The following is a 13,345-nucleotide window of genomic DNA, read 5'->3' as shown; positions in this document are numbered from 1 at the left end:
ATTAGAGTGCGGGGTATCGGGTCAATCAATGCCAGTTCCGATCCATTGTATGTGATCGACGGTTTTCCGGCAGGCAACGATGTATTCATCAACCCAAACGATATTGAAAGTATCGACATTCTGAAAGATGCCGCTTCGGCTGCTATCTACGGGTCGCGGGCATCGGGCGGGGTCGTGCTGATTACTACCAAACGCGGTAAAGACGGTAAGGGTAAGTTCGATTACGAATACCAGTATGGTATTAACCAACTGGCTAAAAAAGTAAAACTGCTGGATGCCAGTGGCTTTGCGCAACTGCTGATCGATGGCCGCAACAACACCTACCGTGATCTGGTGCAGAATAGCGGCAAAACCTGGACCGATGCCATGTTCTCGGACGACAACGCAACCCGGATTGCCAAAGTGGGGAATGCCTCGTCGGTCAGTATACCCACCGACTTCTACGATTTCGCTAACCAGAAACTGATTACTCCTAAATACAATACCGACTGGCAGGACGAGCTGTACCGAAATGCACCCTTTAGTCGCCACAATCTGACGTTCTCAGGTGGAAATAACGGGGTTCGTTACCTGATCAGCGGTGGCTACCAGAACCAGCAGGGGATCATCGTAGCTACCAAACAGGAGCGGTTGAATTTTCGGGCCAATATCGACGCCGATATCAGCAAGAAGTTTAAGGTTGGTACCAGCATGTTTGTGACCTCGACCAGCAACCGCGAAGTGCAGGAGGGGCGTTTTAATCAGGGGCCAATTCTGGGGGCGTTGATCTATGCCCCGATTTTCCGGGCGCGCGACGAGAATGGCAATCTGATCAAAAATGAAATGGCGTCTCAGCAGCCAGTTTATGGATATCAGACGATTGAGAACCCCGTGGCGATGGCTATGGAAACGAACATCACCCGCAAAGGGCTTCGCGGTACATTCAACGGTACGGCCAGCTACGAAATCATTCCGGGCCTGGTAGCCAAAGCGAATGTGGGTATGCAGACCTACAATGAAAAATACGAATACTACCTGCCAACCAGCCTCAGTAGCGGCAATAACCCACCCTATTCGCCCCAGGCCATTGCTGCCGCTACCGCCCAGGCACTCTCGCTCAATACGCAGAACCTGCTGGCGGAGTTTACGGCTACGTACGCTAAGCAGGTTGGTCGTCACCGAATCAATGGCCTGATTGGGTACACTGCCCAAAAAACTAATCTCGACCAGATCAGTGTATCGGCCCAGGGATTCCAGAACGATGCCGTGCAGGAAATTACAGCCAAAGGCGCCGATCCTACCAACTTTTTCCTGAATACCACCATAACTACCAGCAGTGTAGGCTTTACTGGTACGGGTAAGCAGGAAGAAACGCTGCTGTCATATCTGGCGCGGGCCGAGTATAACTACGACGAACGCTATTACCTCACGGCTGCCTTTCGTACTGATGGCTCGTCACGCTTCGGACCATTGAATCGCTGGGGGAGTTTCCCATCTATTTCGGGTGGCTGGACGATCTCGAATGAACCATTCTATGCTGATGTGTTTGGCTCGTCATCGACTCTGAAATTGCGGGGAAGCTGGGGGCTTACCGGGAACTACAACGTAGGTAACTACAACTACCTGCAAACGATGGCCAGCCCGACCGGAGCCGTGTTTGGACCAGGAACCATTCAGACGGCTTTTTACTCCGGGCCGATCAAAGATCAGAAGCTGGGTTGGGAATCGACGTCGCAGTATAATCTGGGTGTAGATTTGGGCTTGTTCAACAACCGAATCCTGCTGATTGCCAACGGTTACCTAAGTTATTCATATAACCTGCTATTTAACCAACCCATCTCGGCTATTTCGGGTGCAACCAGTATCCTGACCAACCTGCGCGACTCGAAAATCCGGAACCAGGGCGTTGAAATACAGATCGATGGCCGGGCTATTTCGACACCAGATTTCAAACTGAACCTGAGTGGCAACATCGCGCTGAATCGCAATAAGGTGCTGAATATGGGGGGAGCTAATACCATTCTGGTAGCCGGTGCCGAGCGGTCATACATCACACACATCACGCAGGAAGGCCAGCCCGTTGGCATGTTCTACGGGTTCAAAGCGATCGGTATGGTACGCCAGAAAGACATGGACAATCTGGCGGCCGACAATGCCGTCTACAACGCAGCCACGCAGTCGTTTCCAGCAGGCTACGTCCTGAAAGGCCCCGTCCGGTCAACTGCTTCGACGAACCCGCTCCGTCCCGGCGATCTGATTTTCCAGGATGTGAATGGCGATGGTGTCGTGAACGATGCCGACAAACAGGTGATTGGCAGTCCGTATCCGAAATTTACGTATGGCTTCTCCGTGAACGCCAGCTACAAAGCGCTGGATTTCAATGCCTCGTTCAACGGTATTTATGGCAGTCAGGTACTGGATGGGCAGGACTACTACCTGTTCAACATGGAAGGGTCGGGGAACCAGTATTCGGTAGTGGCTGATCGGTATCGGTCAGAAGATCAGCCCGGTAATGGACAGGTCTATCGGGCATCGCGAGGGGGGACGCAAAGCAACAGCACCCGCCTGTCGACCTTCTACCTGCAAAACGGGTCATACTTCCGATGCACAAATCTGACGCTGGGCTACAATCTGCCCGCCAGCCTGGTCGCTAAAGCACACGTTAGCGGTTTGCGGCTGTATGTCAACGTCAACAATGCCTTTACCATCACCAAATACAAGGGCTATAACCCTGAGGTGGATTATAACAACGGCGCTAACCTGGCTCCGGGTGTCGATTATGGGAAATACCCGTTGGCTCGTGGCTACAACCTGGGTGCACGCATCACTTTTTAAAAAATGGATAATGTAAAATGGATAATGGGCAGTGAGGTCGGGAGAGGTCTCAAGCCTTAGCCATTATCCATTTTACATTACCCATGATGAATTATTAATTAATCAACCATGACATCTAAATCATTAGTTCGATATATACCGCTGTTGACCTTATTGTTGCTGGGTTCGTGCAGCCAGGATTTTCTGATTGAAACCAATCCGAATGCGATTGCGACTTCTGACTATTACAAGACGGAGAATGATGTGCTCCTGGCGCTGAACGGGGTTTATAATGCCCTTCGCGACAATAGTGGTATCGCAGAGGGCAGTGGACTGTACTCCGAGGAGCGTTCTGATAATACGGGCCGAAACGATAACCAGTCGAATGCCGGGGAGCCGTTTCAGTTCAACGCGTTCGCCCTGCTACCCAGCAATTCGTATCTGCAAACACACTGGACTTCGCTGTATCAGATCATTACCCGAGCTAATTACGTACTGGCTGGTTCAGAAAAAGTAACCTATGCGAAGACCGACACAAAAGCACAATACCAGGCCGAAGCCAAATTTATCCGGGCACTCATTTACTTTCAACTGGTTCGGAAATGGGGCGATGTACCGCTGGTGACCAAGCCGTTGACCACGGTCGATGAGGTGACGACCAATACATTCCGGGAGAAGAAAGAGAAAGTATACGCTCAGATCGTGGCCGACCTGACGGATGTAGTTAACAGTCCACTGCCCGACGTTCGGGTTGCTGCCGATAAAGGTCGGGTGTCGAAAGTGGCTGGAAATGCGCTGCTCGGGCAGGTGTATCTGACCATGGCGACCACGTTGGATCAGGCGAACCGGGCTACGAATCTGGCGCAGGCAAAAACATACCTGACCTATGCTTACAGCAAGCGGACTTTCGGAACACTGAAGGAAATTGCGTATGCCGATGTGTTCGATGTAACCAAAAAAACGACTAATTCTGAAGCCATTTTTCAGATCGTTTACAAACAGGGCGATATTAACTATTCGTCGAGCATTGCCGCTAACAACCAGGCGCAGGGCGAAACCATCAACTCCTTGAAAACGACTACGGGTGTCGGTGGCAACGTAACGCCTGATCTGGTAAAAGACTATGAAGACGGCGATGTTCGGAAAGATTACTCGATCAAGTACGCCAACGCAGCCGTCGTAAAAGACTATTTCATTACCAAGTTTCGGGATGCCAGCTCGGCAGCCGGAACGAGTGGCTATGGTGGTAACGACTGGCTGCTGATTCGCTATGCCGATGTTATTCTGATGCTGGCCGAAGTGAATATGTACCTGGGCGATGAGGCAACCGCCATTGATTTTCTGGATCAGGTCCGCGAACGGGCCAAACTACCGCTCTACAACGTAGCTAAAACCAATCCGGCCTATAACGCCAAATACCCTACGCTGAAGCTGGCTATCTTACACGAACGACGGGTTGAACTAGCCTTCGAAAACCAGCGCTGGTTCGATCTGCTGCGGTTCTTTACGCCTGACGAACTGGTTACTTATTTCAAATCGAAAAGCCAGGCTGATTTTGGCGCGGCCCAACTCTCGAATTTTGGGACGAAAGATTATTACTACCCAATTCCGTTCAACGAGTATAAGCTGAATCCGAGCGGTATGTATCAGAATCCGGGTTACTAGACCGATTTTTTATAAACCGCGAGGGCGCAAGGACACGAAGAATAAGTTTCTGACTTATACCCCTTCGCGTCTTTGCGCCACCGCGGTTATATGGAAAACTCCAGACCGGGTCAGTTCATGTCAACGAAGTAGATGAGCAGAAAGGTAATGACCAAAAAGGCCAGAATACTTAGTAGAAATAGGGATTGCCGGGTTCGTGAATAGCGCATATATCGGCTATTGCCAGCCAGTAGATTCATCAACTCATTGATCCAGTGTTCAAACATGACAGGTGCATAGATGTCTGTCTATTCTTGACTGACTTGTCAGGCAGAGTCACTGATTTTCAGATTATCAAATTGTTATAGTTAATCTATGCCGTTGGCCCGTTAACTATAACTCGACCAATCGCTCGGATCTACGGTGCTTTTTTATAACGGATTGGTTTTGATCGGAAATGGAGGTTGGCAAACTGGATAAAATGGCGCCAGTCGTAGGCCGTTAGGTTGTGTTCGCCCTCGCGGTTATGGTAGCCAATCGGGGAGTTGATAATCGGTTGATTGATAGCCGGGGGGCTAGCGGGCAGACGGGGTGTTAAGCCGTATAGAGCATACACACGTTCGGCCTGTTTTAAAGCCAGGAAAGTGCCCGTTGGATCGGCCCATAAGTCTTTCGATGCGTTGGTTGCATAAAGGGGGCGCGGAGCGATGGCAGCCAGCAGCATATGCTGATCGAGGGGTAAGGCATCTTCGTTATTATTGAATGTTTTGTAGTTATTGGCAAACCAGTGAGGGAAAGTAGTGTTGATTCGGCTAATCGTTTCGCCAAAACGCCTGTGCGATAAAGCGGCTCCCGTATTCCCTGAACAGTTCGTGATACATATAGCAAACCGAGTATCTTCGGCAGCCGCCCATAAAGACGCTTTCCCGCCCCGCGAATGCCCCACAATCGCTACTCGTTTGGCGTCGATGGAAGCATCTTTTTCCAGATAATCCAACACACGACTGGCTCCCCAGGCCCAGGCACCGATAGCCCGCATACCATTGTTGGCCGTCAATCGGTCAGGATAAAGCTGTAGTACTCCATTTACGTACCGAACACTATCGTCGGGAGCCAGGTCACTGACGTGGAAAGCCGCAACAGCATAACCACTATCAATCACCATTTCGGCTGGCCAAAATTCACTTTTTTGGGCTCGCGTAGGGTCGGTATTGTCTTTACCCCGGTTGTTGATCAACAAAAAAGCCGGAACGGGCTTTTTCGGCTGATTCGGCACGAAAAGAACGAGATTTATTTTTACTGACTTTGCATGGTTGACCACCTCAATGAGTACCTCTTTTAGGGTAGCTTTTCCAGCCATAGCGTTGGCATCTTCATGGGTTACCGAGTACGTAAGCTGATCATAAGGCCTGGGCATTTTTCCGTACACGTTCTCTTCAAAAAGCCGGATAATTTCAGGGCGTCGCTGCTTTTCCCAGGTTGACTTGTCATGAACCGTTTGATTGGTGGTTGTTTTTAGAAGAGCAGGCAGGGTATAGACTGGAACCTTGGCTTCGTCGTAGTTTATTGGTTCTGTAGGTTGCGCCTGAAGCCTGATAAACACAGCCAGCAAAAGCATACTAAGCAAAAACGACGTACAAACTGTGCGATACGGTTCCATCGATAAATAGACTACTGTGTGGTATCGGAAACGGGATGGATTCGTCAGGTGAATCGGGAGAATAAGCTGCGAACCTCACGGAATTACTTGCCGACAATAAGCGCAGAGGAAACGATAGGCACTTTGAGATCACTGAGATAGCTTCTCTCAGTGATCTCAAAGACGGTTACTATAAACCCGTAATGATGCGAGCGTAAACGTTGTTAAGTCGATTGACATCATAGCCACCACTGCTATCGTCAGCTATGTTTACGGTCAGATTGGATGCGCTACCCGAGTTCGCACTTGTTCGGGTGATGGTAAAACCCAGATTCATAGTGCTGCGTGCTGCGATTGACTGACCGCTATTAATAGTAAGGCTGATTTGCTGACCCGCCAAATTACTGCTTTGCTGCCACTTGGTATTGTCTACTGATACTAGATCAGAACCCCCTCCCGAGACCGTGAAACTGGTTAGTGTATTGTCGAAACTGACGCTGTAGCCGGTAGGAACTGTAATCGTAATCACGATATTGCCGCTGGCTATGGATCCATTGACCTCCTGAACTTGTACCAGTAAGTCTTTGCTGCCACCCGCCGGGAAGTTGGCATCAGGCAGGCTAACAATGGCCGTCAGGTCAGGACCTGACAAAGCCGTTACGCTGACGAGGGCATTCTGGCTACACACTCCACTGGTGCCTACTACCGTAAAGGTTTGAACGCCTGCCGTCGTTAGTTTAGCCGAAACGGCTGGGCCTGTAGACGGGGTACTTAGTGAGGCTGAGCTGGGAGCACTCCATTGGTAAGAGCTGGCTCCAGTAGCCGTCAGGCTAATAGTAACGCCTACATTGGCTAGCCCTAAAGAAGCTCCTGCTGAAACCGTGAGCGTCATATTACTATTGATAGTAGTGGTGCTTAGGGCTGAACAGCCACTCGCTGCCGTTACAATGATCGAGTAACTTCCTGCTGCATTGAGCAGAGCAGTTCCACTGCTGGGGTTGGAGGACACGATGCCTGGGCCCCGAAACCCGTAGGAAGTGCCGCCTGTAGCCGAGAGGCTGGCAGTAGGGGTAAGACAGGTGAGTAGATTCGTGCTGGTTATGACCGTTGGTGTTGGTAGGCTATTCACCGTTAGGCTAAAGGCGGTTGAGGTGACCGAATTGCAGGCCCCCGTCACCGTTACCAAATAATTCCCCGCAGCGGCTGACTGCACATTGCTCAGCGAGAGACTGGCATTTTGCTGAGCCCCTCCCAGCGATGCGCTGGATTTGTACCACTGGTAAGTTATTGGCCCTGTACCAGTTACACTGACAGGTACGGTGAGATTGCCACCTACGCAGACGGCTGATCCTGATGCTGGTTGCTGAGTGAAGGCTATTAGCTGACTGGCCGCACTCTGATACTCGACAGCGCCCATATCGACCCGTCCGCCTACGATACGAGCATTACTGGCCAGGTCATTGATGCCTATCGTAGTAGTGGTGCTATTGGGGTCTCCGGCGTTGATGGCTATCGTGCAGGGATTCAGAGCTACACTAGTGGAGGATACAAACGGCGAAGTAGTAGTGGTCAGGTTTCCAGGTCCACTCGTGTTTGCTCCTGTTGAGTTGTCGACTAGCGAAAAGTTGGCGTTGATGTTACTGCCGTTGGCGCTAATAAAGGTATTCGTTCCGCCGTTATTCCAAACGATTGAACTATATAGATTCAGGTTGCTTTGGGTGTTGTAAAAAGCGCCACCCTGCGCTGCCGAATTGCTTTGCAGGGTGCAGTTGGTTAGTTTGGGAGCACTGTTGCCTTCGTTGTAGATAGCACCCCCGTTAGACTTCGCCTGATTGCTTTGCAACGCACAATTGAGTAGGATTGGTCCACTGTTCAATGTATTGAAGATGGCTCCGCCGTTAGATTGTGCCTGATTATTTTGCAGGAAGCAGTTAGTTAAACTAGGGTTACTTTGGGTGTTGTAGATAGCTCCGCCCTGCGTTGCCGAATTCCCTTGTAGAGCGCAGTTGACTAGTTTGGGTGTACTTTGTGTATTATACATGGCTCCACCGTAGCCATTCGTGTTGCTGTCATTGGCATTGCCCCCCGTGATGACAAATCCATCCAGAATCGTTGTAGCGGTTACCCCTTGCGAGCTGGTGACGACGTGATAACTATTGTCATTCGCATTGCCTACTGTACCAATGTCGCCGGAAAGTGTACTGCTTGATGGACGAACTGCGTCGGGACCACCCGATACAGGGTTGATTTCTGGTCGCTGGTTCAGGGCTGTCTCGCTACCCGCAAATCCCCCATAGATAGCTACCCCATTCTTCAGGGCAAAACTGACAGAGCGGTCGGTTCCTGAAGTTGGCTTGTAGGTTCCGCCTGCTACCCAGATTTCGGCTGGAGTTGAGGTGCAGGGGTAGGTCAGCGCTAGTTGAAGGTCGGGGAAGGCAGTGGCCCAGCTTAGCCCGTCGGCAATGCCCGTTGCAGCAGCATTGACATAGAGCCGGGTAGGGGAGTTGAGGAGTTGATATTCGACAGCGCCCATATCAACCCGCCCCCCGACAATACGGGGGATGCCGGCCAGATCCGTAGTGGGTAGCGTACTGGCCGAATAAGGGCCTGAAGCGGCCGTTACACTGGAAGGGTTACCTGTATTGACGGCGGGTGAACAGGCGCTGAGCGCTATGCTGGTAGCATTCACAAATGGGGAGGTGCTGACGTTGGTCAGATTGCCTGTACCGGCGTTGTAGCCTGTTACGGTCGACTCGAACAGGCAGTAGCCAGTTATAATGCTGGCAGACTCATTGTAAAATGTGTTCGCCCCACCATTGTTCCAGAAGATCGAGTTCGTGACTACGGGACGACCTCGCCCGAGCAAAGCTCCAGAGCTATAGAAAGCCCCGCCCTGCTGGGTAGCCGTATTGCTCTGGAAGGTGCAATTGGTCAGTATCGGCGCACTTTCACCGCTTCGTCCATCGTTGTAGATAGCCCCGCCAGAGTCGGCTTTGTTGGCCAAAAAAGCACAGTTGGTTAGTTCTGGATTACTGTGTCCCTGTACGCCAAGGTTATAGATGGCCCCGCCAGAGCCGAAAGCCTCATTCCGCTGAAACAGGCAGTTAATCAGGGATGGATCACTATCACCAAAATGTCCATTGTTGAATATCGCTCCTCCTGACACAAAAGCGGTATTGCTCTGAAAGACGCAGTTAATCAGTTGCGGAAACGTATTCCCCTGCCCATAGGCATCGTTGGCCATTCCCGCACCAAAAAGGGCGTAATTTCCTTGAAACCAGCAGTTGCGAATGATAGGATTGCTCGTGCCGCCATAGGCTCCGTTGTAGATACCTCCTCCACTGTTGTTCGCGTCATCATCGGGGTTGGAGGTGTTGGTAGCCACGGCATTACCTCCAGTTATCACAAAGCCATCCAATACGGAATTCGTGGTTATACCTCCCCGAACGTTACCGGCATACGAAACAACGTGGTATATATTGTCGGAAGGGTCGCCTGGCGTTCCGATGTCGCCACTAAGGGTCGTGCTGCTGGGCAGGCCATCGGCCGGATCAATGCGAGGGCGTTGGTTCAGGGAGGTTTCGTTTCCTTGAAAACCACCATAAATCTTCACGCCTTCCTTCATTTGAAAGGTAGCTTCCCGGCCAGCAGGCGATTTGGGTTTATACGCACCCGCTGCTACCCAAATCACATCACCGGGGCTGCTAAGGTCTATGGCCCACTGTAGGTTGTTCGTGCTAGCCCCCCAACTGAACGCGTAAACCGGGTCGGAATTACCATTGGCGGTGACGTATCGGGTGACCTGCGCCAAGCTTGTATTCGACACACTTAGTAATAGGATTAAAAAACTAATAACGGATAAAGCAGAACGGTATTCGTTGTTCATGGGTCCAGGAAAAAGATATAGAATAGAAACTGATATACTCGTATTGAAAACAAGATCAGGAAGACGTACCCCGTCAGTAATAGAGGAGGGTTGTAGTAGAGGTGCCATAGCCATTAACTAAGGAGTCGTACCGTCCGATCTGCGTTGGGGCCAGGTAAACGATGACCGTGTGCAGAGCATGGCATTATGACTCTGGCGACCTATTATCGACCGGTTCGCAAAGAGGCTAACTAGGTCTTTGTTTCAGGCGATAAATTTGCAATTGCATCATCCTAAGCACTATAACAGACGTTCCAAATACTATAACGGATGTTCCGGTTTAGGCTAATAGGGTAGCCTTTTGTGCATAAAACCATAGGCACATACTCAGGTAGTAGTCCGTAAAGCGGAGAAAGGGAGCTAGTAAGACTATTGAAAGGCGGGTCTGATTCTATGTCAAAATAGGCCCTGGATTACTGAGTCGATTTCCCCCGAGCCAGTAGTGTAGTCAGTAAGGAGGTCAGTGTCGCCAAATCAGCCGGTTTCACCAGATGCTCATCGAATCCTGCCAGTTTCGTTCGGAGTTTATCTTCCTGTTGGCCATATCCCGATAAGGCGATTACGGGTATGTATTTCCCCCAAACCTGCTGACGGAGTAAGCGGCAGGTGGCATAACCATCCAGGTCCGGCATGCCAAGGTCCAGCAGAATGGCTGCTGGACATAACTGTTCGGCGGCTTCCAGGCCAGCCTGACCACTCAGACGTGTATGAACCTCATATCCCTTTAATTTGAGCAGCATCGATAATGTGAGCGCAGCTCAGCGTTGTCATCAATGATTAAAATCCGGTCAGAAACCGGCGGTGCGCTTGCCGACTGGTCAGACTTAGGGGCTTGCTCTGAAGCCGTAGTCAATGTAGGTAGATAAACCGTAAATGTGCTGCCTTTTCCTAAACCCTCGCTCTGAGCATCAACCCGCCCTCCGTGCATCTGGACGATTTGCTTAACCAGTGTCAGGCCTAAGCCCAGGCCGCCTTTTGAACGAGCCGATGACGTATCTACCTGGACGAATAGCTCAAAAATGGTTGAGAGTTGATCAGGCGCTAGCCCAATACCGTTGTCGCGCACCTGAAGTATAGCTTCTGTATGCCGATGCACCAGACTTAGCCATACTTCTCCTTGCTGGGTGGTGTACCGTATGCCATTGGTCAACAGATTATTAATCACCTGTATAAGCCGGGTAGCATCGCCCGATAGCTCGATCGAGGGCGTATGTATCGCTACATGAAGCGTTTTTTCCTGTTGATCAAATTGAGGTCGGATGCTCTGAGTCGCCTGCTTCACCAGTTCAACGAGATTGACCCGGCTCATTTTGAGTTGAATTTTACCCAGACTTATGCGGCTCAAATCCAGGAGGTCATCGACCATACGGTTCAAATGCGTGACTTCCCGGCTCATAATGGATACGGCTTTTTCAAGGGGTAAACTCTCGTCCTGCCCCCTGGTCAAGTTCAGTACCAATAACGTGTTGTGCAGGGTCGCCATTGGATTGCGCAGTTCGTGAGCCAGCATTGCCAGAAAGTCATCTTTGCGTCGGTCGGCAATTCGAAGCTGTTCTTCACTACGGCGCAGGGCTTCTTCCGTCTGGGCCCGTTCGACAGCCGCACGGGTCCGTGCAAGTGTTTCGCTGACAAGGTCTACATCACCCGACTTCCAGTGTCGGGGCACTTTATCGACCACTGTAAGCGTACCGACAAGTACACCTTTGTTGAGGAATGGGATAGCCAATAGTGAGACGTGCTGAACGGATTCCAGAGCAATTCTTTCCTCCCTGGATATATCCCATTGGGTAATGTCGTCTACGATAAGCGGACGTTTATAGCCAAGAAGTGCTGGCCAGATACCGGAAGATGACAGCGGGTAGGTGCCTCGCAGCGATGGTGAATGATCCCGTATGTACTCCTGCTCGACAACCACACACTTTTCTGTCAAATTAATTACCGGGCAGTAAACTCGATCAGCAACCAGGTATTCACCGAGCAAACGGCAGGCCGTTTCTTCGATAATCGCTGAATCGGACAGTGGCCGTAGGGCATCGCTCAATGTGAGAATAAACGCCTGACGCTCCTGCATCTGTTTTCGCTCGGTAACATCATCGAAAATAACCACTAAACGTCGGCTTCCTGGTCCTCCATCGCGGGAAGCATAAATTGTATACCAACGGTTCAGAGCGGCCACCTTGTTTTCGGTTCGCTCCGCCTGGCCAGTTATCAGCACACGGTGGTAAAAATCGAGCCAGAACTCTTCCACGGGGCCAACGAGTTCGGATACCGTTTTGCCTGGTGCCCACCAGCCGGTTTGCCGTTCGAAGGTGGGATTAGCTTCCAGGTAAATCCAGTCGACAGGTTTACCAGCTGCGTCGTAAAGCATTTCTATGATGCAGTAACCTTCGTCGATGGAGGTAAACAGGGTGCGGTATTTTTGCTCCGAGTCTCGAAGCGCTTCTTCGGCTCGTTTTCGGTCAGTAATGTCACTAGCGGCTCCCAGCCACTGCTGAATCTGACCTTCTTCGTTGCGAATCGGAATGGCGCGGGAGAATACCCAGCCTAACGAGCCATCTTGTCGGATAACCTGATGTTCAGCTTCGACGAAGGTATTCCGGGTAATCGCCTGTTGAATAGCGCTCCTGACACGCTCCTGTTCGTAGGTAGGAATGTAATGCTTCAGCCAGTTTTCGTTAGGTGTTGTGGTGTTCACCAAATAGTCTCCGCCATCTAAATGGAGCATGAGTTGCCAGTCGGCATTCATCGTATAGACAATATGGGAGGTCGCTCTTATCAGCATACTGAATCGATACTCACTCTGCCGCAATGCCTGTTGAGCCTGTTGCCGTTGCCGCTGTTCCTGTACCCGATCTGTCGTTTCAAATACGGTTACCAGGATGCCTCCGACCTGCCCTGACTCTTCACGGACAGGGCTGTAGGATAGTGTAAACCAGGCTTCCTCCAACTGGCCCGAACGGGTAATGGGGTAGCATGCATCAGTGAACGAAACCGATTCGCCTGCCCATACCCGCTCGTAAAGGGGCTGATTGATAGCCCAAACTTCGGGCCAGCAATAACGGGTCGGCTGACCCAACCCTAACGGATGCTTATTGCCCATCAGTCTGCGGTAGCCATCATTGTAAATCTGGATTAGCTCAGCTCCCCACAGAACAATGGTAGGGAAAGGGGTATCCAGTACTAACTGAGCTGCCGTGCGCAACGACTGGGGCCATCTGGAAGTAGAACCAAGGCTGGTTCTTGACCAGTCAAAGGCCCTACACAGAGCCTGCATATTGCCAGGCCCCTGGAAAATCCAATCCGCATCAGTATTGGAAAGGCTGTTCATCCGTTCGTTGAATTCA

At 51.0% G+C, this 13,345-nt stretch carries 7 protein-coding genes; 2 read left to right on the top strand and 5 right to left on the bottom strand.

The window, feature by feature from the left end:
• Both BGO59_RS07825 and BGO59_RS07820 read left to right on the top strand, forming a co-directional pair.
• The coding region (locus BGO59_RS07825; RefSeq protein WP_293682902.1) for a SusC/RagA family TonB-linked outer membrane protein at positions 1-2,814 on the top strand (2,814 nt) is incomplete at its 5' end.
• Positions 2,815-2,922: 108 nt separating this feature from the next.
• Positions 2,923-4,458 carry a RagB/SusD family nutrient uptake outer membrane protein gene (locus BGO59_RS07820; protein WP_293682900.1) on the top strand — a complete coding sequence of 512 codons (1,536 nt, stop codon included), beginning with the start codon at positions 2,923-2,925 and terminating at the stop codon, positions 4,456-4,458.
• A gap of 110 nt (positions 4,459-4,568) precedes the next feature.
• On the opposite strand, the gene BGO59_RS07815 is transcribed toward BGO59_RS07820, so the two are convergent.
• The 5 genes from BGO59_RS07815 to BGO59_RS07795 form a co-directional block, all read right to left on the bottom strand.
• Entirely contained in the window at positions 4,569-4,724 is a 156-nt protein-coding gene (locus tag BGO59_RS07815) for a hypothetical protein (RefSeq protein ID WP_293682898.1), read from the bottom strand.
• Positions 4,725-4,855: 131 nt separating this feature from the next.
• Positions 4,856-6,097 carry an acetylxylan esterase gene (locus BGO59_RS07810; protein WP_293682896.1) on the bottom strand — a complete coding sequence of 414 codons (1,242 nt, stop codon included), beginning with the start codon at positions 6,095-6,097 and terminating at the stop codon, positions 4,856-4,858.
• A gap of 169 nt (positions 6,098-6,266) precedes the next feature.
• A complete protein-coding gene (locus BGO59_RS07805; protein WP_293682894.1) occupies positions 6,267-9,902 on the bottom strand; it encodes a choice-of-anchor Q domain-containing protein in 3,636 nt (1,211 codons plus the stop codon).
• 512 nt (positions 9,903-10,414) lie between these two features.
• Positions 10,415-10,741 (bottom strand): response regulator, encoded by a 327-nt coding sequence (locus BGO59_RS07800; RefSeq protein ID WP_293682892.1) that lies wholly within the window; start codon positions 10,739-10,741, stop codon positions 10,415-10,417.
• A complete protein-coding gene (locus tag BGO59_RS07795; RefSeq protein ID WP_293682890.1) occupies positions 10,726-13,329 on the bottom strand; it encodes an ATP-binding protein in 2,604 nt (867 codons plus the stop codon). The genes BGO59_RS07800 and BGO59_RS07795 overlap by 16 nt, the downstream gene beginning before the upstream one ends.
• Positions 13,330-13,345: the final 16 nt, after the last annotated feature.

The organism is Spirosoma sp. 48-14 (genome assembly GCF_001898575.1).
GTDB lineage: Bacteria > Bacteroidota > Bacteroidia > Cytophagales > Spirosomataceae > Spirosoma.
The sequence above is the reverse complement of the archived record's forward strand: the minus strand, read 5'-3'. Positions and strand labels throughout refer to the sequence as shown.